Genomic DNA, 24,337 nt, shown 5'->3' with positions numbered 1-24,337 from the left:
CGATCGCGGCGGGCGCCGGCTCGGCGGCGGCCGGTGCGCTCGGCGCGGCGGCGGCGGGCGCCGCGATGGCTGCCGGTGCGGTATAGGTGACCGGCGCCGCGGCCGCATGCACCTTGCGCGCGACGCGGATGCGGCGGTCGTTATCCTCGACCTCGATCTCGGTCAGGTTGGTTTCGTCCAGCAGAGTCGCAAGCTGGCGCACCAGCTCGACATCGACTCGCATGCCCCCATCATTGTTCTCGTCTGCCATTCGACCCTTCTTCTGCCCCCTGTCGGGCGAATTCAAAGGCGCGCCCTGTGTCAGAGTCGGGCGGCGGCTTCAAGCGCAAGCATATAGGACAGCGCACCGAAACCGGAAACGGTTCCGCGTGCGGCACGACCGATGAAGCTCTGATGCCGGAATTCCTCGCGCGTCAGCGGGTTCGACAGATGCACCTCGATCACCGGGATCTTGATGCTCTTGATCGCGTCGTACAGCGCCAGACTGGTGTGCGTCAGCGCGCCGGCGTTGAGCAGGATCGCCTTCACGCCCCAACCCTGCGCCTCGTGCATCCAGTCGATCAGATGCCCTTCGTGATTCGACTGGCGCATGTCGATTTCGAGGCCGAGCTCCTTGGCCCGCTCCTCGAGTCTCTCCGCGATGTCGTCGAGCGTGTCGGCGCCGTAGATTTCCGGCTCGCGCGTCCCGAGCAGGTTGAGGTTGGGGCCGTTCAGCACCAGAATCGTATCGGTCACCCTCGGCCTTTCGTTGTGGCGCTATCGGTCGCGCCCCTATATCGCGATTTGCCATGAATACCATGCACACCGACGGAACCGTCTCGATCCGCGTTAACGGCGAGCATCGCCGCGTCTATGCCGGCCTCACGATCGCGCAACTCGCCGAGGAGCTCGGCCTGATCCCCGAGAGGGTGGCGGTCGAGCGCAACCTGGAAGTCGTGCCGCGCTCGACCCTGGCGCAAGTGTGCGTCGAGGACGGCGACGAGATCGAGATCGTCCATTTCGTCGGCGGCGGCGATCATGCGGCGACCATGACCGAGGATCGCTGGACCGTCGCGGGGAAGACCTTTCGCTCGCGGCTGATCGTCGGCACCGGCAAGTACAAGGATTTCGCGCAGAACGCCGCCGCGCTCGAGGCATCGGGGGCGGAAATCGTCACCGTCGCGGTGCGTCGCGTCAATGTCAGCGACCCCAAGGCGCCGATGTTGACCGACTATATCGACCCGAAAAAGGTGACCTACCTGCCCAACACCGCCGGCTGCTTCACCGCAGAGGAGGCGATCCGCACCTTGCGGTTGGCGCGCGAGGCGGGCGGCTGGGATCTCGTAAAGCTCGAGGTGCTGGGCGAGGCGCGGACGCTCTACCCCGACATGGTCGAGACTCTTCGTGCCACGGAGATTCTCGCCAAGGAAGGATTCAAGCCGATGGTCTATTGCGTCGACGATCCGATCGCGGCGAAACGGCTGGAAGACGTCGGCGCGGTCGCGATCATGCCGCTGGGCGCGCCGATCGGTTCGGGGCTGGGGATTCAGAATCAGGTCACCATCCGCCTGATCGTCGAGGGCGCCAAGGTCCCCGTGCTGGTCGATGCCGGGGTCGGCACCGCGTCCGATACGGCGGTGGCGATGGAACTTGGTTGCGACGGTGTGCTGATGAACACCGCGATCGCCGAGGCCAAGGACCCGGTCATGATGGCGCGCGCGATGAAACTCGCGGTCGAAAGCGGGCGTTTGGCCTATCTCGCGGGACGGATGGGCAAGCGCCGCTATGCCGATCCCTCCAGTCCGCTGGCGGGATTGATCTAAGCAAAGGGAGGTTCGATGCGTCGTCTGTTGCCGCTCGCCGCGCTGGCGGTCCTCGCCGGATGCCACAAGCCCCAGGCGCCGGTCGACAACAGCAACGCGCTGATCAACGAGAGCGCCCCGGTCGCGCGACAGCCGGCGCAGCCGGTGACGCTGACCGCTCCCGATGGCGTCACCGTCTATGGCACTTATTATCCGGCGACCAATGCCCGCGCCCTGATTCTGCTGTTCCATCAGGCGGGGTCGTCCAAGGATGAATATCGCGAGATCGGACCGCGGCTTCAGCATGCCGGCTATGCCGCGCTGGCGATCGATCAGCGCGTCGGCGGCGGGCTCTACGGCAAGAACCAGACTGCCGCGGCGTACAAGGGCAAGACCGACTATCTCGGCGCGCTGCCCGATCTCGAGGCGGCGCTCGACTGGGCGAAGGGCAGGGCCGGCGGCAAGCCTATCCTGCTGTGGGGATCGAGCTATTCGGCCAGCCTGGTATTCCTCGTCGCGGCGTCCAAGACCGCGGAAGGCAGCGTGAAGGGCGTGCTCGCTTTCTCGCCCGGCGAATATTTCGACGACAAGAAAATGGTCGAGAAGGCCGCCGCCAAGGTCACGGTGCCGGTGTTCGTCACCTCCGCGAACACGATCGAGGAAGAACAGGAAGCCAAGGCGATCCTGTCGGCGACCAAGAGCACCGATCGCCAGCAATTCGTGCCCAAGACCGGCATTCACGGCTCGTCGACGCTCAACGCGTCGCGCAATCCGGGCGGCGCCGAGGACAATTGGACCGCCGTTCTGGCGTTTCTGAAACGCGTCGCACCCTAGCCTCGGGCAGGAACCCACTCACCGTTAAACCGTTCTGTTTTCGTAACTTCAACGTGCCGGTCTGCGTGACGGCACGAGCGGAAAGGAACGCCCGATGGGTGAGATGACCGACAAGATCAAAGGCAATGTCAACGAGGCCGTTGGCAAGGCCAAGCAAGCGATCGCCGGCGATGCCGACGATCCCAACCGTACCCGCAAGGACGATCGGCTCGAGGCGGAAGGCGCCGGCCAGGAATTGAAGGGCAAGGCCCAACAGTTCGTCGGCAAGGTGAAGGGCGCACTGGGCGACGACATCTAGGGTCTGTACTCCGTTACCGCGAAGCGGCGGGCCGATTTTGGCGTCCGGATGAACAGGTAAAACTGCCCCCGGCAGTTTTAGCCGTGTCCGGAGGACACGGCGACCTGTTCATCGTCGCGCGTCGGTCACGAGGCTCACAGCAACGCTCCCACCTTGCTCCTCGCCGGACACCAAAATCGGCTCCGTCACGACCTCGCGGTAACGGAGTACAGACCCTAGCCGTTGCCCGGCTTGCAGCGCTCACCGCGCTGACGGGGGGCCGTGCGGTACCGCGCGGCCCCCTTCCTTTTGTCCGAACTCCACGGCATGAATGGATTCGAAGATCGGGTATGAGGAGCGGGCAATGGCGAACATGGAGATCGTCGCGGACGGATTACGGTTTCCGGAAGGGCCGGTGGCGATGGCCGACGGCAGCGTCATCCTGGTCGAGATCGAGGCCGGGCGGATCACCCGCGTCCGGCCCGACGGGTCGAAGGAGACGGTCGCCGAACCCGGCGGCGGCCCCAACGGCCTGGCGATCGGACCCGACGGCAAGCTCTATTGCTGCAACAACGGCGGATTCCACTATGTCGAGAGCAACGGCATGCTCGCCCCGCACGGCATCGCGCCGGACTATTCGGGCGGTCGGATCGAGCGGATCGACATCGCCACGGGCGAGGTAGAGATCCTCTACAAGTCGGGCGATTTCGGCTGCGTCCTGCGCGGGCCCAACGACATCGTATTCGACGGCGAGGGCGGCTTCTGGTTCACCGATCACGGCAAGGTCGATTACGAGAAGCGCTGCCACGATATCGTCGGCATCTTCTACGGCAAGGTCGATGGCAGTCACCTCGAGGAGGTGATCTTCCCTAGTTACAATCCCAACGGGATCGGCCTGTCGCCCGACGGCAAGCGGCTCTATGCGGCCGAGACCTACACCTGCCGGTTGACCGCGTTCAACGTGACCGCGCCGGGCAAGGTCGACGATACCGCCGGCCCGGGCGGCCCCGGCATCCCGCTCTACCGCCCTGCCGGCTACAAATTCTTCGATTCGCTGGGCGTCGAGGAAAATGGCAACATCTGCGTCGCGACGATCGGCGAATGCGGCATCTCGGTCATTTCGCCGGAAGGCGACCTGGTCGAGTTCGTCGCCACCGACGACATCTTCACCACCAACATCTGTTGGGGCGGCGAGGACATGATGGACGCCTATATCTGCCTGTCGGGAACCGGCCGGCTGGCGAAGACGCGCTGGGCGCGTCCCGGCCTGAAGCTCCATTACAACGGATAGCCCCCATGATCCGCATCATCGGCAACCACGTCTCGCCTTATGCGCGAAAGGTGTTCCTGGTGCTCGACCACAAGCAGGTCGAGTATGAGATCGACCCGATCGTGCCGTTCTTCGGGGGCGACGAATTCACCCGGCTCAATCCGCTGCGGCGTATTCCCGTCCTGATCGACGGCGATCTCGTCATTCCGGATTCGACCGTGATCTGCGAGTATTTGCACGATCGTTATCCCGACAAGCCGCTCTTTCCGGCCGACCCCGCTGAGCGAGCGCGAGCACGCTGGCTGGAGGAATTCGCCGACAGCCGGCTCGGCGACGTGATGATCTGGAAATTGTTCTTCCAGCGCAACGTCAAGCCCCGGGTATGGAAACAGGATACCGACGAGGACGTCGTCGCCGGCGTGATCGCGCATGATTTGCCCGAGGTCATGGACTGGCTCGAGCCGCAGGCGCCGGTCGCCGGATTCGTGTTCGACGAGCTGTCGCTGACCGATCTGACCTTCGCCAGTTTCTTCCGCAACGCGGCGCTGGCCGGCTGGACGCCCGACGCCACGCGCTGGCCCCGCGTCGCGGCGTGGATCGACCATGTCTTCGCGACGCCGCTGTTCGCGCGATCGGTGATGATCGAGCAGATCATGCTGACCACGCGCTTTCCCGAGCAGCGCGCGGCGCTGGAGGCAGCAGGGCTGAAAGTGGCCGATTCGAGCGTGCGCGGCGATGCGCCGCGACGCGGCCCGATGTCGGTCTGACGGGGAGCGGACCATGGATCGCTGGCAACTCGCTATCGTTCGCGACGATATCGCCCGCGCGGAAATCGCCGACCTGCCCGAACGCGCGCCGGCGGAAGGCGAGGTCGAAGTCGCCATCGACCTCGTCGCGCTGACCGCGAACAACATCACTTATGCCGCCCTGGGCGAGAAGACGCCGTTCCTCGGACCCGACGCGGGCTATTGGGACTTCTTCTCCGATCGCGACGAGCCGGGACGTCTGCCGGTCTGGGGGTTCGCTACCGTCACGCGGTCCGTTGCGGACGGTATCGTCGAGGGCGAGCGATTCTACGGCTATTGGCCGCTGGCGAGCCACGCCGTGTTGACCGCGGGCAACGTCCGGGACTCGGGCTTCAGCGAAGCGACGCCGCGGCGGGCGGCGTTACCGGCTCCCTATAATCAATATACGCGGCTGGCCGCGCTCGGCGATCATCGCGATAGCGATCATGATTGGTGGCCGATCTATCGCCCACTGTTCCTGACCGGCTGGCTGATCGCCGACCAGTTCGCGGACGAAGGCGACTTCGGCGCCGCCACCGTCATCGTCAGCGGCGCCTCGAGCAAGACCGCGCTCGGCTTCGCCCAGGCGATGAAGGCGCGGGGACAGGGGCCGCGGCTGGTTGCTCTGGCGTCGTCGCGCAGCGCCGGCTTCACCGCCGACACCGGCCTTTACGACCAGGTCGTCGATTATGGTGCGATCAACACGATCGCGGCGGAAGGCAAGGTCGCGATGGTCGATTTCGCCGGCAATCCGGCGGCGACCCGCGCCGTTCATGAACGGTTCGGCGACAATCTCGCCGTCGACATGAAAGTCGGCATCACCCATTGGGATGCCGAGCGTGGTGGCGCGCCGCTGCCCGGCCCGCGACCGATCGGCTTCTTCGCGCCGGGCCGCATGCAGAAGCGCTCGGCCGATTGGGGCGCGCAAGGCCTGCGCGAGCGCAGCGAAGCGGCGTGGCTCGATTTCATGCCGACCGCCAGGCGCCTGACCGCGATCGATCGCCGCGTGGGCGCCGAGGCTGCGCTCGCCGCCTATCGCGACGCGGTCGCCGGCCGGGTCGATCCGCGCGCCGGGCTGCTCATCGAACCATGATCCGCGATACCGTGATCTTCGATTTCGGCGGCGTGATCACCTCGTCGCCATTCGAAGCGTTCAACCGGATGGAAGCCGAGCGCGGGCTGCCGCACAATCTGGTGCGGCGGATCAATTCGGCCAATCCCGACGGCAATGCCTGGGCCTTGTTCGAGCGTGCCGAGATCGACGCCGCGCGGTTCGACGCCTTGTTCGGCGAGGAAGTGCTGGCCCTCGGCTACGACCTGCCGGGCCGCGATGTCCTGGCGCTGCTGTCGGGCGATATCCGTCCGGCGATGGTCGCCGCGCTCGACCGGCTCAAGGCCGGTGGCTATCGGATCGGCTGCATCACCAACAACGTGCCGACCGGCCATGGCGCGCAAATGTCGACGACGCCGGAAAAAGCGGCGGCGATCGCCGCGATCATGGCGCGATTCGATCATGTGGTCGAAAGCTCCAAGGTCGGCATCCGCAAGCCCGATCCCGCGATCTATCGCATGGCCTGCGATGCGCTGGGCGTGGCGCCTGAGCGATGCGTGTATCTCGATGACCTAGGCATCAATTGCAAACCGGCGGCGGCGCTCGGCATGGCGGCGATCAAGGTATCGAGTGGCGAGCAGGCGCTGGCCGATCTCGAGGCGGCGCTCGGTCTCCATCGCGGCGCGCTGACGTGACAGCGCGCAAGCGGCTATTGTTCCGCGCCGGAAACCAAGTCTAGGAAGCGCCATGGCGGTCCGGCGGCATCACGAACGGCATCTCGTCCAGCGTGTCGGCTGGCTGCGCGCCGCCGTGCTCGGTGCCAATGACGGTATCTTGTCGACCGCCAGCCTGATCGTCGGCGTTGCCGCGGCCACTGCCGATCGCACCACCTTGCTGCTGACCGGGATTTCCGGCCTGGTCGCGGGCGCGATGTCGATGGCGGCGGGCGAATATGTCTCGGTCAGCAGCCAGGCCGACACCGAGCGCGCCGACATTGCGCGCGAGACCGCGGAACTGGCCGACGAGCCCGAAGCGGAGCGGCAGGAACTCGCCGCCATCTATCGCCAGCGCGGGCTCGATCACGACCTGTCGTTGAAGGTGGCCGACCAGTTGATGGCGCATGACGCTTTGGGCGCCCATCTGCGCGACGAACTGGGGATCAGCGAAAATCTTGCCGCGCGTCCGGTTCAGGCCGCCATGGCGTCCGCGGCCAGTTTCGCCTCGGGCGCGGTCGTGCCGGTTCTGGCGACGTTGTTCTTCACCGGGCGCCCGCTGATCGTCGCCGTGATGGCGGTCACCTTGCTGTTGCTCGCGGCGACCGGCGCGGTCGGCGCGCGTGCCGGCGGCGCCGATCAGGTCCGCGGGGCGGCCAGGGTCGTATTCTGGGGAGCCCTGGCAATGGCGGTGACCGCCGCTATCGGCCATCTGCTCGGGACGCAGGTCTGAAGATCAAAAAAAAAGGGCCGCGTGGTCTCCCGCGCAGCCCTTCTCCCGTCGGTTGTCTGATCGGTCGGATCAGAACTTGAGGCCGACGCCGATCACGCCTTGGTGACGGCTGAAGTCCTGCTCGTAGTTCGAGTAGCGATACTCGGTGCGCAGAACGATGTTCTTGCCGGCGTTGAATTCCATGCCGACGCCCGCGCGCCAGCCGTCGAGATTCTCGCCGACCTTGAAGTTGTTCGCGCCGGTGTTGCCGTCGTCATAAGCGACGTTGACGCGAGCGTTGGTGTAGCCGCCCTTGACGTAAACCAGGGTGTTCTCGCCGAGCACATAGCCGACGCGCGCGCCAGCGTAGAAGTCACGGCCGGCCTTCACGCACAGCGAATCGCCCGACACAACCGTGTCGGCAACGCAATCCTTGGTGGTCGAACCATTCACTTCGGCTTCGACGCCGAACACGGCCTTGCCCGACTGGTGGTCATAGCCGATGGTCCCGCCGAACACGGCGCCAGCCTTGTCGCTGCCGCTGTTGGTGACGTCGTCGATGCCGCCGAGCGCGAGCACCTTGATGCCCTGGAATTCCTTGCCTTCGGGCGCCGCAGTATCCTGCGCGAAGGCGGGGGTGGCGATGGCGGCGCTGGCCAACAGGGCGGACGCGATGAGAAAACGCATGAAAAGCTCCTTGCAAACAAAACCGGGGGGCTTCTGCGGCCCCCCGGTTCGTCGCGCATTGGACACGGTTCGTGGCCGGATTGGGGCAAGAATTGCTGCACTGCGCCATATTTTGCCGATAATCCCGACGGTGTTGCCGATCGGTTCCCGGTGCCGCGCCAAGCTTGCTCCTTCGCCCGCCGCCTTCTATTCGGACCGCCATTACCCAAGGAGTCCGCATGGCCCGCAAGCTTTATTCCGACGCCGCTTCGGCGCTCGATGGCGTGTTGTTCGATGGCATGACGATTTGCGCCGGCGGGTTCGGCCTGTGCGGCATTCCTGAGCGGCTGATCGACGCGATCCGCGATGCGGGTACGAAGAATCTGACGATCGCCAGCAACAACGCGGGGATCGATGGCGAAGGACTGGGCAAGCTCCTCCGCACGCGTCAGGTCGGCAAGATGATCTCTTCTTATGTCGGTGAGAACAAGGAATTCGAGCGCCAGTATCTGGCCGGCGAGCTCGAAGTGGAATTCTGTCCCCAAGGTACGCTCGCCGAGCGCTGTCGGGCGGGCGGCGCCGGCATTCCGGGCTTCTACACCAGGACGGGCGTCGGCACGCTCGTCGCCGAGGGCAAGGAAGTGAAGACTTTCGACGGCGAGGACTATATCCTCGAGCGCGGCATCCGCGCCGATCTCTCGATCATCAAGGGCTGGAAAGCGGATGAGGCCGGCAACCTCATTTTCCGCAAGACTGCGCGCAACTTCAATCAGGCGATGGCGACCGCGGGCAAGGTCTGCGTCGCGGAGGTCGAGGAAGTGGTGCCGGTCGGCAGCCTCGATCACGATCAGATCCATCTGCCCGGCATCTACGTGAACCGGCTGATCGTCGGCGCGCCCTATGACAAGAAGATCGAGTTTCGCACCGTGCGCGAGCGGGCCGCGGCGTGACGGCGCGGCGGATCGCGCTGTTGGCGTTGCTCGCCGGCAGCACCGTGATCGGCGGTTGCGTCGCCGCTGCCGTCCCGGTCGTCGCCGCGGGCGCGATCGGCAAGAAGCAGTTCTTCGGCAAGAAGGATGAGGATCTTCCCTCCTCGCAACCCGCGCCGCTCGTCGCGGCCGCGCCGCAAGCCGCGCCGGTCGGTATCCCCGCGGCGGAAGCGATCCCTTCGGGCGCGCCCGGCACGTCCCCGCCGCCGCCGCCGCCCGGCAGCGTGCCGCCCGGGATGCAGTATCTCTACGGATCGGGCGAAGCGTCGGCGGTGTCGATCCAGGCCTATCTCGCGCTCGCCGACTTCCTGGTCGCGCGCGGCGGCGATTTCGCGGTCGGCCACCCCGTGTCGTCGGTGGTGCTGGCGCCGGATGCGACGCTCGAGGCGCCCAAATTCCTCAAATGCGGCCCCAAGCAACGTCCGGCGGTAGTCCTCGACATCGACGAGACGGCGCTGATGAACCTCGGCTACGAAGCCGACGATAGCCAGCGCAGCGGCCCCTACGATCAGAAGCGCTGGGACCGGTGGGAAGCAAGCGGCGTCACCGCGGTCGATGCGGTGCCGGGCGCGGTCGAGACGCTGCGCGCCGCGCGGGCGAGCGGGATCGAAGTGGTGTTCAATTCCAATCGCAATTCGACCAATGCCACGGCGACGATCGATGCGCTGACCCTGGCCGGGCTCGGTCCCGTCGTCCATCTTCAGAACCTCTGGCTGAAGGGCGACGATTCGACCGGCGGTAGCGGCAAAGACGCGCGGCGCTGGGAGATTTCGCAGAAATATTGCGTCATCGCGATGGTCGGCGATCAACTCGGCGATTTCAGCGACTTGTTCAACGCGCCCAATCTCAGCCCGGCGCAGCGCCGCGCCCTGACCAATTCGCCCAAGCTCAGGATCTTGTGGGGGCACGGCTGGTTCGTTCTGCCCAATCCGGTCTACGGCACCGCGCTGAAGGGCAATATCGACGATGTGTTTCCCAAGGACCGCCGCTGGACCGATTCCGGCGCGCAGCCGTTGGCGCCCGCCTTGCCTTCGCCGCCCGCTCCCGCGCCGGCTGTCCCTCCTGTCGCCGGGCCGGTTCTGAAATGACCGACAAGCCGATCCCGATCGATCTCGTGCCCTTCGCCGATGTCCTCGGTGGCGGGCGCGAGTTCCTGCGCGCCTGGACGAAAGGGGACAATACGCTCAGCTTCGTGAACCCCCGCCCGATCGGACCCGACCCCGCGATGTTCGGACTCGCGCTGGTCGACATCGCACGCGATGCCGCAGCGAGCTATGCCAAGGCCATCGGTATTGCCGAGCAGGAAGCGCTCGAGCGGATCTGGAAGGGCATGGATCTCGAACGCGGCGCCGCTCCCGACGACAATGCTTTGCCGCCCCCCGTGGTGGTCGCCAGAAAGGACGATTGATGCCCTGGACTCGTGACGACATGGCCGCCCGCGCCGCCAAGGAACTGCGCGACGGCTATTATGTGAACCTGGGCATCGGCATTCCGACGCTCGTCGCCAATCATATCCCGGCCGGGGTCGAGGTCACGCTGCAGTCCGAAAACGGCATGCTCGGCATCGGTCCGTTTCCCTATGACGATCAGGTCGACCCCGATCTGATCAACGCCGGCAAGCAGACGGTCAGCGAATTGCCGCAGACGGTCTATTTCGGGTCGGAGCAGAGCTTCGCGATGATCCGCGGCGGGCATATCGATCTCGCCGTGCTGGGCGCGATGGAAATCGCCGAGAATGGCGACATCGCCAACTGGATGATCCCCGGCAAGATGATCAAGGGCATGGGCGGGGCGATGGACCTGGTCGCCGGCGTCAAGAAGATCATCGTGGTGATGGAGCACACCTCCAAGAACGGCGATCCCAAGTTCATTCCGGCCTGTACCTTGCCGCTGACGGGCAAGAACGTGGTCGACATGATCATCACCGACCTCGCCGTGTTCCAGCGCCCCGATCATCAGTCGCCGTTCCGCCTCATCGAGATCGCGCCCGGCGTCACTGCGGACGAGATCGCAGCCAAGACCACGGCGAAATACGAGGCGCTCGCGTCGGCTTGACGCTATCGGCACGGCATGTGACTACGTCTGTAGTCATTGAGGAGCTGTTCCGATGATCCGTCCCGCCGCCGTTGTCTTGTCGTGCCTGATGCTGGTCGGGGCGGGGCCGGATACGCGTGACTGGGCGGCGACCTTGCGGGCCGACGCGCAGGCGTTCCATGACGAGATCGCGGCCAACCATCCGGGGCCGGTCAACGCTCTCGACTCCGGCTTTGCGAAACGCAACGATGCCGCCTTGGCGCTGGCGCTGCAGCGGGCCGCGCGAGTACGCGACTATCCGGGCTATCGCTTCGCCATGTCGGCTTATGCGGCCAGCTTCGACGACGGACACGTGGCGGCTGCCGCAACCGACGCGGCGCCGTCGCTTGCCGCGCGATGGCCTGGCTTCCTGACCGGGTTCGACGCCGGTGGGACCCGGCAGATCGTCCTGAGCCGGGCCGACGACGCGCAATTGCCGATTGGAGCGAGGCTGATCGACTGTGACGGCCGCAACGCCGATGTTCTTGCGGCCAGCAATCTCGGCGCGTTCGACGGACGCTGGTTTCTCGCCTCCCGCCGGGCCTTGCGTGGCGGCCGGCTGTTCGTCGACCAGGGCAATCCCTTCATTCGCCGGCCCGCGCGCTGCACCTTCGCGGTCGACGGCAAGCTGGTCGTCGTGACGCTCGGCTGGAAGCCGATCGCCGATACCGACCTCGCCAAACGGCTCGCGGATACCAACCAACGCACGCGCGAGCCGATCGGCGCCAAGGTTCTGCCGGACGGAACGCGTTGGTTCACGATGAGCGGCTTCGACGGCAATCCTGCCGGCGATGATGCCAGGGCTCTCCGGCCGATGATCGCGGCGATGCGCGCTGACCGTGAGGCGTTGCGCCGGGCACCGCGTATCGTGCTCGACCTGCGCGGCAACAATGGCGGCTCGTCCGATTGGTCGTTCGAGGCCGCGCAGGCCTTGTGGGGAGAGGCGGCGGTCGCCGGGGTTACCGACAATTCCTATGTCGAGTGGCGAGCATCGCCCGCCGTGCTCGACGCGATGAAGACCTATCAAACGCGCTTCGATGCGGCGCCCGATACCACGCCGCGCGTCAAGGCCTATTTCGCGACGATCGTCGACGGGCTGACCAAGGCGATCGCTGCCCATCGCGCCCTGTGGCCCGAACCGAGCGATCCCGGCGAACCGAACGCGGCGAAGCCCGCGGCCGTGCCGCCGCTGGGCGTGCCGGTCTATTTCATCACCGATACCGGGTGCGGTTCGGCCTGTCTCGACGCGGTCGATCTGTGGCGCGCGCTCGGGGCGATCCAGGTCGGGCAGGAAACCGCGGCCGACACGCTCTACATGGACGTGCGCAATCCTGTCCTGCCCAGTGGTCTAACCCGGATCGCCGTGCCGATGAAGGTCTATCGCGGCCGGCCGCGAGGGTCGAACGTGCCGGTGAAGCCCGATTATCCCTATCCCGGTGACTTGCGCGACACGGCTCGGCTCGCCACGTGGATCGCGGCCCTGCCGCCCAAACGGAAATAGTCGTCCGAGGACCAGATGCGCATCTTATTGACGGGATCGAGCGGCTGGCTCGGCCGCTATCTCGCCCCGATGCTGCGGGAGGCGGGCCATCAGGTCGTCGGGCTCGACGTCGCACCAGGTCCTGATACGCGGATCGTCGGCAGCGTCGCCAATCGCGCGCTGATCGACCGCGTCATGTTCAGTCACGGCATCGAGGGCGTGATCCACGCCGCCGCGCTGCACAAGCCCGACATCGTCCGCTATCCGCGTCAGGCGTTCGTCGACGTCAACGTCACCGGCACGCTCAATCTGCTCGAGGCGGCGGTGGCCGCGGGCGCCGACCGCTTCGTCTTCACCTCGACCACCTCGCTGATGATCACCCAGGCGATCCGCGACGAGACCGCGGACGAGGCGGTATGGCTCGACGAGGCCAGCGGGCCGCTCAAACCGCGCAACATCTATGGCGTAACCAAGCGCTCCGCCGAGGAACTATGCCGCCTGGTCCATGGCGAGACCGGCTTGCCGGTGATCGTGCTGCGCACCTCGCGCTTCTTCCCCGAGGACGACGATACGCATCGCGACTTGTCGGGCGAGAATATGAAGGCGAATGAGTTCCTGAATCGCCGCCTGACCGTCGAAGATTGCGCGCGCGCCCACATCGTCGCGCTCGACCGCGCGCCGGCAATCCGGTTCCGCACCTATGTGGTGTCCGCCCCTACACCGTTCGCGCGCAGCGACGTCGCCCAGCTCAAGCAGGATGCGCCGGCGGTGATCGCCCGATTGTTTCCCGATGCCGCCGAGCTCTACGCCTCGCGCAATTGGCACCTGCCGCGTCACATCGGCCGTGTGTACGATGCCGGTGCGATAGAGCGCGATCTCCGCTTCCGCTGCGCGACCGATTTCGCCGCGATTTTGGCGGCTCTGCGGGAAGGCGCACCGCTGCCGTTCGAGCATGACGCGACCTATGTCTCACCCAAGGAATGAAAGGGGCGGTAATTTTGTTTGATCTCATGCCTGTAAAAAGTTTGTTTGTTGCTTGCGATCGAACGAGAGGCGAGTAAGGCCGCGGCCATGACCGCCCGCCCGCAAACCCTGTATGAGAAGATCTGGAACGCGCATGTCGTCGAACGCCGCGACGACGGTACCTGCCTGATCTATATCGACCGCCATCTGGTCCACGAAGTCACCAGCCCTCAGGCGTTCGAGGGGCTTCGGGCCGCCGGCCGTCCGGTGCGCCGCCCCGACCTCACGCTTGCGGTGCCCGATCACAATCTGCCGACCACGCCGCGCGTCGATGCCGAGGGCCGGCCGATTCCGATCGCCGATCCGGAAAGCGCCAACCAGCTCGAGGCGCTGCGCCGCAACGTCGCCGAGTTCGGCGTACCCTATATCGACGCGCTCGCCGCGGCGCAGGGCATCGTCCATGTCGTCGGCCCCGAACAGGGCTTCACCTTGCCGGGCACCACGCTGGTGTGCGGCGACAGCCATACCTCGGCGCACGGCGCACTGGGCGCACTGGCCTTCGGCATCGGCACCAGCGAGGTCGAGCATGTGCTCGCCACGCAGACCTTGCTGCTGCAGCAATCGAAGACGATGGAAGTGCGGGTCGAAGGCGCCCTCGGCTTCGGCGTCTCGGCCAAAGATGTCGTGCTGGCGATCATCGGCCGGATCGGCGCCGCCGGCGGCACCGGCCATGTCATCGAATATACCGGCGACACGATCCGCAATCTGTCGGTCGAGGGCCGGCTGACCGTCGCCAACATGTCGATCGAGGGCGGCGCGCGCGCAGGGCTAATAGCGCCCGACGACACCACCTTCGCCTATCTCGAAGGGCGCCCGATGGCGCCCGCCGGAGAGGAATGGGAAAAGGCGGTCGCCTGGTGGCGGACGCTGCCGAGCGATCCCGGCGCGATCTATGATGCCGTCGTCAAACTGTCGGCGAGCGAGATCGCGCCGTCGTTGACCTGGGGCACCAGCCCGGAAGATGTCGTGCCGATCACCGGCGTCGTGCCCGATCCCGACAGCTTCGCCGATCCGTCGAAGCGCGTCGCCGCGCAAAAATCGCTCGATTACATGGGCCTGACGCCCGGCACCGCGATGCGCGACGTCGGTGTCGAACATGTCTTCATCGGCAGCTGCACCAACAGCCGGATCGAGGATCTGCGCGCCGCGGCGGCGGTCGCCAACGGCCGGCATGTCGCCGACGGCGTGCACGCCCTAGTGGTGCCCGGCTCGGGACTGGTCAAGCGCCAGGCCGAACAGGAAGGGCTCGACCGTATCTTCATTTCCGCAGGATTCGAGTGGCGTGAGGCCGGTTGCTCGATGTGCCTGGCAATGAATCCCGATAAAGTACCGGCTGGTCAGAGATGCGCTTCCACCTCGAATCGGAATTTTGTAGGAAGGCAGGGCCCGGGGGCGCGTACACATCTTCTATCCCCGGCCATGGCGGCGGCGGCGGCGGTGACAGGCCGATTGACCGACGTCCGCGAGTTGATGGGGGATCGCCAATGAAGCGCGTACTCGTTCTGCTGGTCGCCGGTTCCATCCTCAGCGGCATTGCCGCTTATGCCGCGATGGCGATGCCCGCTCCTCCCGAAAAGCCCAACGAAAAGCCGAGTAAGTGACCCCAGTCCGCAAGGTCGAAGGCCGCGCCTATCCGTGGGGCGCGAAGAATGTCGATACCGACGTCATCATTCCCGCGCATTGGCTGAAGACGATCAGCCGGGCAGGGCTTGGCAAGGGCGCGTTCGAGACGGTGCGCGCCCAGCCCGGGAACATCTTCGACGATCCGCATTATGCCGGCTCGCCGATCCTGATCGCCGGCGACAATTTCGGCTGCGGGTCGAGCCGCGAGCATGCCGCCTGGGCGCTGGGCGACATGGGCGTGCAGGCGATCATCGCGCCGAGCTATTCCGACATCTTCTCGGGCAATGCGGTCAAGAACGGCATCGTTCCTGTGGTCTTGCCGCAGGAAGCGGTGGACCGCCTGGTCGAGGTCGCGAAGACCGACGAGGTGACGGTCGATCTCGAGACGATGACGGTGACCACGCCGTTCCAGGACCGTTTCGAATTCTCCCTCGACCCGTTTCGCCGACAGTGCCTGATGGAAGGGCTGGACGAGGTGGGTTTGACGCTGGCAAGGGATACCGCGATTTCGAAATACGAATCCGCGGTCGCCAACGAGCGCCCGTGGCTCAGCCGGGAGAGGGATTATGCGGGGGTTGCTGTCGAAGGCGCCGGGCGGACCTGAAACTTTGGTGATGGACGAACTGCCCGACCCCGTCGCCGGGCCGGGTCAGGTCGTGGTCGCGGTCAAGGCCTGCAGCATCAATTATCCCGACGTCCTGATCATAGAGGACAAATACCAGATGAAGCCGCCGCGCCCGTTCGCGCCGGGCAGCGAGATTTCAGGTGTCGTCGAGAGCGTCGGCGAGGGCGTCGCCGATTTCCAGGCCGGCGACCGGGTGTTGTGCACCACCGGCGTGGGCGGGCTGGTCGAGAAGATCGCGGTGCCGGCCGCGTCGCTTTATCCGTTGCCGGCCGAGCGCAGCTTCGAAGAAGGGGCGTCGCTGCTCCTGACCTATGCCACCAGCATCCATGCCCTGCTCGATCGCGGGCACCTGAAGGAAGGGCAGACCCTGCTGGTGCTCGGCGCCGCAGGTGGTGTCGGCTTGGCGGCGGTCGAGCTTGGCAAGGCGTTCGGCGCGCGCGTCGTCGCCGCTGTGTCCTCTGAGGAAAAGGCGCAGGCGTGCCGCGATGCCGGTGCCGACGATGTCGTCATCTATGGCCGCGCGCCGTTCGACAAGGAGCAGTCCAAGGCGCTCGCCGATCAATTCAAGGCGGTGCTCGGGCCGGGCGGTGCTGACGTAATCTACGATCCGGTCGGCGGCGATTATGCCGAGCCCGCGTTGCGCTCGATCGGCTGGGAAGGGCGTTATCTCGTCGTCGGCTTCCCCGCCGGCATTCCCAGGCTGCCGCTCAATCTGACGCTGCTCAAGAGCTGCGACGTCTGCGGCGTTTTCTGGGGCGCCTTCGCCGCCCGCGACCCGCAGGCCAACCGAGCGCATGTCGACCGCCTGTTCCGTCTGTGGAAGGACGGCAGCATCGCCCCGCGAGTCACCGAGGTCTTCGCGTTCGACAGGGGCGGCGACGCCATCGCCAAGATGGCCGCGCGTGGCGCGATCGGGAAACTGGTGGTGAAAGTTGCGGAATAGCATCCGATTAGATCCTCCCCGTGCTTGCATGGGGAGGGGGACCGCCGGCGAAGCCGGTGGTGGAGGGGCCGCAGCCGCGTAGCGGCGAGGACGGGACACTCCCCTCCATCAAGCCGCTACGCGTCTTGGTCCCTCTCCCCATCTGTGACGGGGAGAATTTGGGTGTGCCCAATCGCCTCGCGCCATCGCGAAGGCGACGGGGCCGGACCACGGTCCCTCTTCCCATACCCCATCCGCAACCCTATCTCCCCAAGCGTAACGACCGCCAGGGAGCACACATGACCACCTTCGACGACCGTGAGCGCGCTTTCGAAACCAAGTTCGCGCGCGACGAGGAGATGGCGTTCCGGGTGATCGCCCGGCGCAACCGTCTGCTCGGCCAATGGGCATCGGCGCTGATGAAGCTGACTCCCGAGGAAACCGACGCTTATGCGAAAGCGGTGGTCCAGGCCGATTTCGAGGAAGCGGGCGACGAGGATGTTGTGCGCAAATTGTTCGGCGACCTGACCGCGGCCGGCGTCGAGATCGACGAGGCGGATGTCCGCAAGGCGATCGAGGACCGTACGGTGGAGGCGCGCCGCCAGTTGATGGAATCGAACTGACATGCCGATGGCGGCCGATGATATCCAGGCGCTGATCGTTGCCGGAATCCCCGACGCGCGAGTCGAGATCACCGATCTCGCCGGCGACGGCGATCATTATTCTGCACGCGTGGTGAGCAAGTCGTTCAGCGGATTGTCACGCGTGAAGCAGCATCAGGCGGTGTACGCCGCGTTGGGCGGCCGGATGGGCGGAGTGCTCCACGCGCTCCAGCTCACCACCGCCGCCGAATGAAGGAGTGAGTGAGATGACCGACGCTATGCAGGCGCGTATCGCGGAACTGGTGAACGGTTCTGACGTATTGCTCTTCATGAAGGGCAGTCCGCTTTTTCCGCAATGCGGCTTTTCCAGTCGCGCAGTCGCGATCCTCCAGCATCTGGGGGTCGAGTTCGACAGCGTGGACGTGCTGCAGGACCAGGAGGTCCGGCAGGGCATCAAGGCATTCAGCGACTGGCCGACCATTCCGCAGCTCTATGTGAAGGGCGAATTCGTCGGCGGCTCGGACATCATGATGGAAATGTACGAGAGCGGCGAATTGTCGCAGCTCCTCACCGAACAGGGAGCGACCCCCGCCGCCTGACCAGGCGTGCCATGAAAAGGGAATAGACATGCTACTGCAAGGCGACCCCCCGCGCCGCGCAGGAGAGAGCGGTGCGCCGCTGATCCTTTGCGACCTTACCCAGAGCTATGCGCCTTCGGGCGGTGGCGGCATCAGCACCTATCTGCGCGAGAAGCGCGATTTCGTGCTGACCCAGACTCCGCACCATCTGCTTCAGATCGTGCCCGGGGCCGAGGACAAGATCACCGTCAACGGCCGCCACATCTTCGTCGAGGTCGGCGCGAAGCGAGTGCACGGCAGCCCGAACTACCGCTTCATCCTGCGCACCAATGTCGTCCGCGACATCTTGGCGCGCTATCGACCCGACGTGATCGAATCGCTCTGTCCCTGGGTGCTGCCCTGGACCGCGATCAATCACCGCAAGGCGTTTCCGCAGACCACGTTGGTCGCCGGCTATCGCACCGATTTCCCCAACGCCCATGTCTATCGCGTCGGCCGCGACAAGTTCGGCGAGACGATCGCGCGCGGGCTGCAACGGCTGAGCTACGGGTATGCCGAGCTTACCTATCGCGAGTTCGATTGGGTCTATACGCTGAGCGAGGACGCCCGTCGCGCGCTCGCGCAACGCAACATCGTGCGCACCGAGGTGTTGCCGCTCGGCGTCGATATCGACATGTTCTCGCCGGCCAAGCGCGATCCCGCCTTCCGGCACGAGCTCGGCTTCGACGGCAAGGGGCCGTTGCTGGTCTATGCCGGCCGGGTCGACAATGAGAAGCGCGCCGACCGCCTGGTCGCGATGTTCAAGAAATTGCCGCGCGACCTCGATGCCGGGATGGTGATGATCGGCGATGGCAAGCTGATGGGCCGGTTGAAGGAAGAGGCGCGGGGTCTGCCGGTCTTTTTCACCGGGTTCGAAAAGGATCGCGCCGAGCTCGCGCGCGCGCTGGCTTCGTCGGATATCTATGTCTCGGCGATGGCGGACGAGACCTTCGGTATCTCTGTGCTCGAGGCGCAGGCCTGTGCGCTGCCGGTGGTCGGCGTCGCCTCTGGCGCGATGCCGGACCGCGTGCCGCCGGGGCTCGGCCTGCTCGGGCGGGTCGACGATACCGACGCGATGGCGGCGAACGTGCTCAAGGTCTGGCGCGACGATTCCGAGGCGATCGGTATCGAAGCCAGGCACCATGTCGAAACCCAGTTCAGCTGGAAACGTACGTTCGACCGGTTGCTAGGTGACATCTATCCTCGTGCGATGGCGCATGCCGCCGCCCGGGCGAAGTCGGGCAAGGGCTGGCGTTTCCAGGGCGACCGTCAGTCGCGCGCGCTGCACGCGCAGCCGATGCCTGCCGAATGATACCATAGAAGGACGCGGTCCGTCCGAACCTGTCCTAAGCGACGTTATGGCGTTGAAGGGGCCGGGTGAGGGCGGACCGGTGCGAGATCGGGGGAGCAACCGGTCCGCCCTGCTGAAGCGGGAAACCGCTCGGGCACGCGATGCTTTGCAGGCAGCGTGCCAGACCGTGCCAATCGCGAATTTTCGCGGGCTTCGATGGTTAACGGGCTCGCTGGCCCTGTCGCGCGTGTAAGAAATTCCGACGCTTTTCGGCACCCGCCAACCGTCGCCCGGGCCTTGTTTGGGGGCCAACCCCACATTGCAATCGATCCTCTGGCGCGCGTTGGATGCCGGGACAAGCCCGGCATGGCGCAACGGGACATCAGTCGCTTCCCATTGACTACATCCGTAATCGGTGCGATTACATCCGTAGTCATGAGGGAGACGAGTCGTGGCCGAGCGTATCAGTGATGCCGAATATGCCGTGATGGAGGTGCTGTGGGAGGAAAGCCCGCTGACCGCCCAGGATGTCGCTGAACGCGTTCCCAGCGAACGCGGCTGGAGCGCCAATACGGTCAAGACCTTGCTCGGTCGTCTGCTCGCCAAGAGCGCGATCGCGCATGAGGAGGAGGGGCGCCGTTATCTCTATCGTCCGCTCGTCGCGCGCGAGGATTATGTCGCCGGCGAATCGCAGCGGCTGATCGACCGCTTGTTCGGCGGCAAGCTGACGCCGCTGGTCGCCCATCTTGCCGAGCGCGACCAATTGACCGCCGAGGACATCGCCGAGATCGAGGCGCTGTTGAAGGATCTCAAGGCGTGATCGGCTGGGCGATCGAGGCGCTGATCGCCTCCGCGCTGCTGATGGCGGTGGTACTCGTCATCCGCGCGCCCGTCCGCCGCCATTTTGGCCCCGGCATCGCCTATGCGCTTTGGGCGCTTCCCGCGATCCGCCTGCTGCTGCCGCCCTTGCCGCAACTGCACAGCGCGACACCGCAATTGCTGACCCGCGCCAGCGAAACCGTCACCATTTACGTGATCGAGCCACTCGGAGGCTCGGCCGCCGCACCCGCGTCCCTCTATTCCTCGCTTGGCCCGGCGCTCGCCGTGCTGTGGGGCGTGGGCGCGGCGGCATTTCTCGTCTGGCATGCCTTCGGTCACTGGCGCTTCTGCCGCCGGATGATCGCTGCCAGCACGTATAGCGAACAAGCCGTCGACATCGAGGTGATCGAGACCGCGGCCGCGTCTGGTCCGCTCGCCTTCGGTATCTTCCGTCGCTACGTCGCCTTTCCGCGCGATTTCGCCGAGCGTTACGACGCCGACGAGCGCGAATTGGCGCTGCTCCACGAACTCGGCCACCACCAGCGCGGCGACCTGATCGCCAATTGGATCGCGCTCGCGGTGCTGGCGCTGCATTGGTTCAATCCCCTGGCATGGCGCGCCTTCCGTGCGTTCCGCGCCGACCAGGAAATGGCCAATGACGCGCTGGTGCTCGCCGGCCGCTCCGCGATCGACCGCCACACCTATGCCTGCGCGATCGTCAAGGCGGCGCATGGCGGCGCGGTGTCGGCTGCCTGCCACCTCCACACCATACAAGATCTGAAAGGACGTTTGAGGATGCTTACCACCGGACGCCGTTCGCGGTTGCGCCTGACTTTGGGCGGCACCGCCGTCGCGGCACTGATGATCGCCGGGCTCGCCGCCACCGCCAGCGGGACTCCCGCTGCCGCCACGGTTCGCGCCGGGGTGGAAAAGGCGACCGGCATCGATATCGCCGCGATCGACGCCAAGGTCGCCGCGAAACTGCAATCCGCGCCTGCCGCCATGCCCGAGCCGGCCCTGGCCTCCGCGGCGATGCCCGAGGGCGCCGATCTGCCGCCCCCTCCGCCGCCGCCCGCGCGCGCGGTGCCACCCGCACCGGCGACCAACGTGATGGTCTCCATGAGTGACGATGGCGGCCGCAAAGTCTCCAAGCGCTACAAGATCGTCCGCGTCGACAAGGACGGCAAAACCATGACGGAGGATTGGGTCGGCCCGATGAACGTGCCCGACGTTCGCTCGAGCAATTGCGGTACCGGCGGCAGTGACGACAAGAACATGGTCGTCAACAAGATGAACGGCGAAAAGCGGATCATCATCATCTGCAACGACCGCATCGAGCGCGTCGTCTCGCTCAACAAGGCGAATATCGAGAAGTCGAAGGACATCGAACGCCAGGCCTATGCCCATGCCCTCGAAGGACTGCGCAAGGCGCGCGCGCGAGTCGCCAATGACGAGCGGATGTCGGCCGAAGAGAAACGCGACGCGCTCGACAGCATCGACGATTCGATCAAGGACATGGAATCCGATCTCGCCAATCCCGATTGATCGGCGCCCTTCGTCCAGGGAGGAGGGCGGCGGCCGGCAGCACCACCGCCGCCCTCAACTCCACCACGGCTCACCCTTGCCAAGCCCGGTCGCAGCCGCCATTTCGGCCGGCATGGACGATCAAAAGCCCGGCGTGCCGCAGGTCCTCGAACCGTTGGTGACGCGGGTGCTGGCGGACAATCCGTCACCCTTCACCCATACCGGCACGCAGACCCATCTGGTCGGGACGAGCGATCTCGCCGTCATCGATCCCGGTCCCGACGATCCCGCGCATATCGACGCGCTGATCCGGGCGATCGCCGGCCGGCCGGTCACCGCGATCGTCATCACGCACACCCATCGCGATCACAGCCCCGGCGCCGCGCCGCTCAAGGCACGGACCGGCGCCCCGATCGTCGGCTGCGCGCCGCTTACGCTCGACGATCTCGGCCCGCGCGCCGATGCCAGCTTCGACGCCGATTACGCGCCCGACGCCGTCATGGCGGAGGGTGATGGCGTATCGGGCCGCGGCTGGACGCTGACCGCGATCGCGACTCCAGGCCACACCTCGAACCATCTCGCCTTCGCCATGCCCGAAACCAAGGCGCTGTTCACCGGCGATCATGTGATGGGCTGGTCGACCACCATCGTCTCGCCGCCCGACGGCGATATGGCGGCCTATATGCACAGCCTCGCCAAGCTGCAGGATCGCGACGACCGCATCTATTATCCCGCACATGGCGACCCGGTGACCAAGCCGCAGCGGCTGGTTCGCGGGCTGATCGGGCACCGCAAGCAGCGCGAGGGGCAGATATTGCGCCTGCTCGACGCCGCGCCGCGCTCGATTCCGGCGATGGTCGAAAAGATGTATGTTGGCATCGATCCGCGACTGTTCCCGGCCGCCGAACGCTCGGTGCTCGCGCATCTCTACGAATTGCGCGACCGTCATATCGTCGCTGAGCAGGGGGACCTATGGCAGAAGGCGTGAAGCACGCGAGCGACGGGTCCGCCACGCGTTTCCTGGTCAAATTCGGCGGCGCATTGCTGCTGATCGCACTCTTCTTCGCAGCCGGGCTGTGGGTGGTGCAATCCTATATCAAGGCGCGCGTCGATCCCGATCCGGTGACGATCGCCACCGCAAGCGTGCAGGGCTTGCGCGAGCAGAACAAGCTGTCGGCGTTCCAGGCCAGTTACGTCGCGGTGGTGACCTCGACCCAGTCGCGTTTCGGTCTGTCGACCGAGCGCACGCTGATCATGCCGGGAACGGTCGATTACGAGGTCGACCTGAGCAAGCTGCGCCAGCACGACGTCGTGTGGGACGCTAAAAGCAAGACCTTGGGCGTCACCTTGCCGCAACCGATGCCGTCTGCCCCGCGCATCAACATCAACGCGATCAAGACCTATGGCCACAATGGCGTGCTGGGGACCTTCACCGATGTCGGTGCGCAACTCGACGACACCAACAAGGTTGCGGCACAGAAGGAACTGACCAGCCAGGCACTCCAGCCCGAGCCGATGAAGCTGGCCCGCGACGCGACCCGCCGCGCGGTCGAGCAGAGCTTTGCCCTGCCGCTCAAGGCGGCCGGGATCGACGCGACGGTGCGCGTGCGCTTCGCCGGCGAAGGCGGGAACGACGAGATCTGGGATATGTCGAAGCCGTTGGACGGCGTGGACTACAAGCGCAGTTGAGGCTCAAAAGTCCTCCCCGGAACGGGGAGGGGGACCAAGACGCGAAGCGGCTTGGTGGAGGGGGCCCACGACGAAGGAACAACGAGCCAGGAGGTGAGCGTTGGAGGGCCCCCTCCACCACTCGCTTCGCGAGCGGTTCCCCTCTCCGTTCCGGGGAGGATTTGCTGGCACCGCCGCTAGTGTACGACCCCTAATCCTGCTACACTCCCGCCAGCTTTTTCCGGGGGGAAATATGGCGACCACAGCAGACACCCAAATGCATCCCGTCGTTCGGGAGCGGTTCTTCTTTTTCGTGATGGCGCTGGTCATCGCGGCGGTCACGGTCAGTGGCTTCTCGTTCCAGCTCGTGATGGGTCGATCGACCTTCGCATCGCCCTGGTGGGTGCATGTCCATGGCCTGACCTTCATGGGCTGGCTCGGCATCTATCTGACCCAGAATTACCTGGTCTGGCGCGGTGACACGTCGCTCCACCGCAAGCTCGGCCTGTTTGCCGCGGGCTATGTCGTGTGGATGGTCGCGGTCGGCCTCAGCGTGAATACGCTATGCGCGATCAATCATCGCATTCCGTTCTTCTTCGAACCCAACGTCTTCCTGGTCATGGACTGGACGTTCGTGCTGACCTTCGCCGGCCTTACGCTCAGCGCGGTCCGGCTGCGCGGCAAGTCGGACTGGCATCGTCGGCTGATGCTGTGCGGCGCGATCACCGTCATGATCCCGGGTCCGGCGCGTCTGTTGCCGTTGCCCTTCATGGGCACCTGGATTCTCTGGGCCTTGTGGTGCGTGATGGCTGTCTTCGTCACCGCGGCGGTGATCTACGACGTGCGCACGCGCGGGAAGATCCATCCGGCCTATTTCTGGGGCTTCGGCGTGATGACGCTGGCGATCGCGCTGATCCGCCCGATCGCGTTCAGCCCGCCGCTGCTGCACCTGACGCATTACCTGATGGGTTGATCCACCTCGCCGCCGGGGC

28 protein-coding genes and 1 pseudogene are annotated in these 24,337 nt (G+C 65.7%); 26 read left to right on the top strand and 3 right to left on the bottom strand.

The window, feature by feature from the left end; all coding sequences use genetic code 11:
• Positions 1 to 250: pseudogene (locus tag ACTHJR_RS15460) on the bottom strand (acetyl-CoA carboxylase biotin carboxyl carrier protein); the annotation flags it as partial.
• Positions 251 to 300: 50 nt separating this feature from the next.
• Positions 301 to 735 (bottom strand): type II 3-dehydroquinate dehydratase, encoded by a 435-nt coding sequence (gene aroQ / locus ACTHJR_RS15455; protein WP_440524133.1) that lies wholly within the window; start codon positions 733 to 735, stop codon positions 301 to 303.
• Between the two features lie 62 nt (positions 736 to 797).
• On the opposite strand from aroQ, the gene thiS reads away from it, so the two are divergent.
• The 8 genes from thiS (at position 798) to ACTHJR_RS15415 (ending at position 7,444) form a co-directional block, all read left to right on the top strand.
• Positions 798 to 1,802 (top strand): sulfur carrier protein ThiS, encoded by a 1,005-nt coding sequence (thiS, locus tag ACTHJR_RS15450; protein WP_440524132.1) that lies wholly within the window; start codon positions 798 to 800, stop codon positions 1,800 to 1,802.
• Between the two features lie 15 nt (positions 1,803 to 1,817).
• Positions 1,818 to 2,615 (top strand): dienelactone hydrolase family protein, encoded by a 798-nt coding sequence (locus tag ACTHJR_RS15445; protein WP_440524131.1) that lies wholly within the window; start codon positions 1,818 to 1,820, stop codon positions 2,613 to 2,615.
• A gap of 94 nt (positions 2,616 to 2,709) precedes the next feature.
• Entirely contained in the window at positions 2,710 to 2,913 is a 204-nt protein-coding gene (locus ACTHJR_RS15440) for a CsbD family protein (protein WP_440524130.1), read from the top strand.
• A gap of 343 nt (positions 2,914 to 3,256) precedes the next feature.
• Complete coding sequence (locus ACTHJR_RS15435) at positions 3,257 to 4,183, top strand: SMP-30/gluconolactonase/LRE family protein (protein WP_440524134.1); 927 nt, start codon at positions 3,257 to 3,259, stop codon at positions 4,181 to 4,183.
• 5 nt (positions 4,184 to 4,188) lie between these two features.
• Entirely contained in the window at positions 4,189 to 4,929 is a 741-nt protein-coding gene (locus ACTHJR_RS15430) for a glutathione S-transferase family protein (RefSeq protein WP_440524129.1), read from the top strand.
• 13 nt (positions 4,930 to 4,942) lie between these two features.
• Complete coding sequence (locus ACTHJR_RS15425) at positions 4,943 to 6,040, top strand: DUF2855 family protein (RefSeq protein ID WP_440524128.1); 1,098 nt, start codon at positions 4,943 to 4,945, stop codon at positions 6,038 to 6,040.
• Complete coding sequence (locus ACTHJR_RS15420; protein WP_440524127.1) at positions 6,037 to 6,693, top strand: HAD-IA family hydrolase; 657 nt, start codon at positions 6,037 to 6,039, stop codon at positions 6,691 to 6,693. Before ACTHJR_RS15425 ends, ACTHJR_RS15420 begins: the two co-directional genes overlap by 4 nt.
• A 52-nt stretch (positions 6,694 to 6,745) precedes the next feature.
• Complete coding sequence (locus ACTHJR_RS15415) at positions 6,746 to 7,444, top strand: VIT1/CCC1 transporter family protein (RefSeq protein WP_440524126.1); 699 nt, start codon at positions 6,746 to 6,748, stop codon at positions 7,442 to 7,444.
• Between the two features lie 69 nt (positions 7,445 to 7,513).
• Here the strand turns inward: ACTHJR_RS15415 and ACTHJR_RS15410 are convergent, their stop codons facing one another.
• Positions 7,514 to 8,110, bottom strand: coding sequence for an outer membrane protein (locus ACTHJR_RS15410; RefSeq protein ID WP_440524125.1), 597 nt, complete (start codon positions 8,108 to 8,110; stop codon positions 7,514 to 7,516).
• Positions 8,111 to 8,328: 218 nt separating this feature from the next.
• On the opposite strand from ACTHJR_RS15410, the gene ACTHJR_RS15405 reads away from it, so the two are divergent.
• From ACTHJR_RS15405 to ACTHJR_RS15320, 18 genes are all read left to right on the top strand, one after another.
• Entirely contained in the window at positions 8,329 to 9,039 is a 711-nt protein-coding gene (locus tag ACTHJR_RS15405) for a CoA transferase subunit A (RefSeq protein ID WP_440524124.1), read from the top strand.
• A complete protein-coding gene (locus ACTHJR_RS15400) occupies positions 9,036 to 10,166 on the top strand; it encodes a 5'-nucleotidase, lipoprotein e(P4) family (protein WP_440524123.1) in 1,131 nt (376 codons plus the stop codon). Before ACTHJR_RS15405 ends, ACTHJR_RS15400 begins: the two co-directional genes overlap by 4 nt.
• Positions 10,163 to 10,486, top strand: coding sequence for a DUF5076 domain-containing protein (locus ACTHJR_RS15395; RefSeq protein WP_440524122.1), 324 nt, complete (start codon positions 10,163 to 10,165; stop codon positions 10,484 to 10,486). The genes ACTHJR_RS15400 and ACTHJR_RS15395 overlap by 4 nt, the downstream gene beginning before the upstream one ends.
• The gene (locus tag ACTHJR_RS15390; protein ID WP_440524121.1) at positions 10,486 to 11,133 is read left to right on the top strand and encodes a 3-oxoacid CoA-transferase subunit B; all 648 of its coding nucleotides are present in this window, start codon (positions 10,486 to 10,488) and stop codon (positions 11,131 to 11,133) included. Before ACTHJR_RS15395 ends, ACTHJR_RS15390 begins: the two co-directional genes overlap by 1 nt.
• A 52-nt stretch (positions 11,134 to 11,185) precedes the next feature.
• Positions 11,186 to 12,652, top strand: a complete 1,467-nt coding sequence (locus ACTHJR_RS15385) for a hypothetical protein (protein WP_440524120.1) — start codon at positions 11,186 to 11,188, stop codon at positions 12,650 to 12,652.
• A 15-nt stretch (positions 12,653 to 12,667) separates the two neighbouring features.
• Positions 12,668 to 13,615: an NAD-dependent epimerase/dehydratase family protein gene (locus ACTHJR_RS15380; protein ID WP_440524119.1), complete on the top strand. Its 948-nt coding sequence runs from the start codon at positions 12,668 to 12,670 to the stop codon at positions 13,613 to 13,615.
• A gap of 87 nt (positions 13,616 to 13,702) precedes the next feature.
• The gene (gene leuC / locus ACTHJR_RS15375; RefSeq protein WP_440524118.1) at positions 13,703 to 15,142 is read left to right on the top strand and encodes a 3-isopropylmalate dehydratase large subunit; all 1,440 of its coding nucleotides are present in this window, start codon (positions 13,703 to 13,705) and stop codon (positions 15,140 to 15,142) included.
• A gap of 109 nt (positions 15,143 to 15,251) precedes the next feature.
• Positions 15,252 to 15,881 carry a 3-isopropylmalate dehydratase small subunit gene (gene leuD, locus ACTHJR_RS15370; RefSeq protein WP_440524117.1) on the top strand — a complete coding sequence of 210 codons (630 nt, stop codon included), beginning with the start codon at positions 15,252 to 15,254 and terminating at the stop codon, positions 15,879 to 15,881.
• Positions 15,844 to 16,845 (top strand): NADPH:quinone oxidoreductase family protein, encoded by a 1,002-nt coding sequence (locus ACTHJR_RS15365; protein ID WP_440524116.1) that lies wholly within the window; start codon positions 15,844 to 15,846, stop codon positions 16,843 to 16,845. Before leuD ends, ACTHJR_RS15365 begins: the two co-directional genes overlap by 38 nt.
• Before the next feature lie 278 nt (positions 16,846 to 17,123).
• A complete protein-coding gene (locus ACTHJR_RS15360) occupies positions 17,124 to 17,447 on the top strand; it encodes a DUF1476 domain-containing protein (protein ID WP_440524115.1) in 324 nt (107 codons plus the stop codon).
• 1 nt (position 17,448) lies between these two features.
• Positions 17,449 to 17,679 carry a BolA family protein gene (locus ACTHJR_RS15355; protein ID WP_440524114.1) on the top strand — a complete coding sequence of 77 codons (231 nt, stop codon included), beginning with the start codon at positions 17,449 to 17,451 and terminating at the stop codon, positions 17,677 to 17,679.
• Between the two features lie 13 nt (positions 17,680 to 17,692).
• Positions 17,693 to 18,025 carry a Grx4 family monothiol glutaredoxin gene (gene grxD / locus ACTHJR_RS15350; RefSeq protein ID WP_440524113.1) on the top strand — a complete coding sequence of 111 codons (333 nt, stop codon included), beginning with the start codon at positions 17,693 to 17,695 and terminating at the stop codon, positions 18,023 to 18,025.
• 28 nt (positions 18,026 to 18,053) lie between these two features.
• Positions 18,054 to 19,355, top strand: coding sequence for a glycosyltransferase (locus tag ACTHJR_RS15345; protein WP_440524112.1), 1,302 nt, complete (start codon positions 18,054 to 18,056; stop codon positions 19,353 to 19,355).
• Between the two features lie 430 nt (positions 19,356 to 19,785).
• Positions 19,786 to 20,154, top strand: coding sequence for a BlaI/MecI/CopY family transcriptional regulator (locus ACTHJR_RS15340; protein ID WP_440524111.1), 369 nt, complete (start codon positions 19,786 to 19,788; stop codon positions 20,152 to 20,154).
• Positions 20,151 to 21,698, top strand: coding sequence for a M56 family metallopeptidase (locus tag ACTHJR_RS15335; RefSeq protein ID WP_440524110.1), 1,548 nt, complete (start codon positions 20,151 to 20,153; stop codon positions 21,696 to 21,698). The genes ACTHJR_RS15340 and ACTHJR_RS15335 overlap by 4 nt, the downstream gene beginning before the upstream one ends.
• Before the next feature lie 112 nt (positions 21,699 to 21,810).
• The gene (locus tag ACTHJR_RS15330; protein WP_440524109.1) at positions 21,811 to 22,665 is read left to right on the top strand and encodes an MBL fold metallo-hydrolase; all 855 of its coding nucleotides are present in this window, start codon (positions 21,811 to 21,813) and stop codon (positions 22,663 to 22,665) included.
• Positions 22,662 to 23,366 (top strand): DUF4230 domain-containing protein, encoded by a 705-nt coding sequence (locus tag ACTHJR_RS15325; RefSeq protein ID WP_440524108.1) that lies wholly within the window; start codon positions 22,662 to 22,664, stop codon positions 23,364 to 23,366. Before ACTHJR_RS15330 ends, ACTHJR_RS15325 begins: the two co-directional genes overlap by 4 nt.
• 232 nt (positions 23,367 to 23,598) lie before the next feature.
• Positions 23,599 to 24,318, top strand: coding sequence for a hypothetical protein (locus ACTHJR_RS15320; protein ID WP_440524107.1), 720 nt, complete (start codon positions 23,599 to 23,601; stop codon positions 24,316 to 24,318).
• Positions 24,319 to 24,337 lie beyond the last annotated feature (19 nt).

Source organism: Sphingomonas sp., assembly GCF_051962185.1.
In the GTDB taxonomy this organism is placed as follows: Bacteria; Pseudomonadota; Alphaproteobacteria; order Sphingomonadales; family Sphingomonadaceae; genus Sphingomonas.
The sequence above is the reverse complement of the archived record's forward strand: the minus strand, read 5'-3'. Positions and strand labels throughout refer to the sequence as shown.

What these genes read in the sequence shown, in the direction of transcription:
- ACTHJR_RS15330 (WP_440524109.1), top strand. Translation starts at nt 21,811, where the DNA reads ATGGACGATCAAAAGCCCGGCGTGCCGCAGGTCCTCGAACCGTTGGTG.
- ACTHJR_RS15380 (WP_440524119.1), top strand. Translation starts at nt 12,668, where the DNA reads ATGCGCATCTTATTGACGGGATCGAGCGGCTGGCTCGGCCGCTATCTC.
- ACTHJR_RS15405 (WP_440524124.1), top strand. Translation starts at nt 8,329, where the DNA reads ATGGCCCGCAAGCTTTATTCCGACGCCGCTTCGGCGCTCGATGGCGTG.
- ACTHJR_RS15410 (WP_440524125.1), bottom strand. Translation starts at nt 8,110, where the DNA reads ATGCGTTTTCTCATCGCGTCCGCCCTGTTGGCCAGCGCCGCCATCGCC.
- ACTHJR_RS15385 (WP_440524120.1), top strand. Translation starts at nt 11,186, where the DNA reads ATGATCCGTCCCGCCGCCGTTGTCTTGTCGTGCCTGATGCTGGTCGGG.
- ACTHJR_RS15320 (WP_440524107.1), top strand. Translation starts at nt 23,599, where the DNA reads ATGGCGACCACAGCAGACACCCAAATGCATCCCGTCGTTCGGGAGCGG.
- ACTHJR_RS15355 (WP_440524114.1), top strand. Translation starts at nt 17,449, where the DNA reads ATGCCGATGGCGGCCGATGATATCCAGGCGCTGATCGTTGCCGGAATC.
- ACTHJR_RS15415 (WP_440524126.1), top strand. Translation starts at nt 6,746, where the DNA reads ATGGCGGTCCGGCGGCATCACGAACGGCATCTCGTCCAGCGTGTCGGC.
- ACTHJR_RS15425 (WP_440524128.1), top strand. Translation starts at nt 4,943, where the DNA reads ATGGATCGCTGGCAACTCGCTATCGTTCGCGACGATATCGCCCGCGCG.
- ACTHJR_RS15435 (WP_440524134.1), top strand. Translation starts at nt 3,257, where the DNA reads ATGGCGAACATGGAGATCGTCGCGGACGGATTACGGTTTCCGGAAGGG.
- ACTHJR_RS15430 (WP_440524129.1), top strand. Translation starts at nt 4,189, where the DNA reads ATGATCCGCATCATCGGCAACCACGTCTCGCCTTATGCGCGAAAGGTG.
- grxD (WP_440524113.1), top strand. Translation starts at nt 17,693, where the DNA reads ATGACCGACGCTATGCAGGCGCGTATCGCGGAACTGGTGAACGGTTCT.
- ACTHJR_RS15345 (WP_440524112.1), top strand. Translation starts at nt 18,054, where the DNA reads ATGCTACTGCAAGGCGACCCCCCGCGCCGCGCAGGAGAGAGCGGTGCG.
- ACTHJR_RS15420 (WP_440524127.1), top strand. Translation starts at nt 6,037, where the DNA reads ATGATCCGCGATACCGTGATCTTCGATTTCGGCGGCGTGATCACCTCG.
- thiS (WP_440524132.1), top strand. Translation starts at nt 798, where the DNA reads ATGCACACCGACGGAACCGTCTCGATCCGCGTTAACGGCGAGCATCGC.
- ACTHJR_RS15440 (WP_440524130.1), top strand. Translation starts at nt 2,710, where the DNA reads ATGGGTGAGATGACCGACAAGATCAAAGGCAATGTCAACGAGGCCGTT.
- ACTHJR_RS15390 (WP_440524121.1), top strand. Translation starts at nt 10,486, where the DNA reads ATGCCCTGGACTCGTGACGACATGGCCGCCCGCGCCGCCAAGGAACTG.
- leuC (WP_440524118.1), top strand. Translation starts at nt 13,703, where the DNA reads ATGACCGCCCGCCCGCAAACCCTGTATGAGAAGATCTGGAACGCGCAT.
- ACTHJR_RS15395 (WP_440524122.1), top strand. Translation starts at nt 10,163, where the DNA reads ATGACCGACAAGCCGATCCCGATCGATCTCGTGCCCTTCGCCGATGTC.
- ACTHJR_RS15360 (WP_440524115.1), top strand. Translation starts at nt 17,124, where the DNA reads ATGACCACCTTCGACGACCGTGAGCGCGCTTTCGAAACCAAGTTCGCG.
- ACTHJR_RS15445 (WP_440524131.1), top strand. Translation starts at nt 1,818, where the DNA reads ATGCGTCGTCTGTTGCCGCTCGCCGCGCTGGCGGTCCTCGCCGGATGC.
- ACTHJR_RS15365 (WP_440524116.1), top strand. Translation starts at nt 15,844, where the DNA reads ATGCGGGGGTTGCTGTCGAAGGCGCCGGGCGGACCTGAAACTTTGGTG.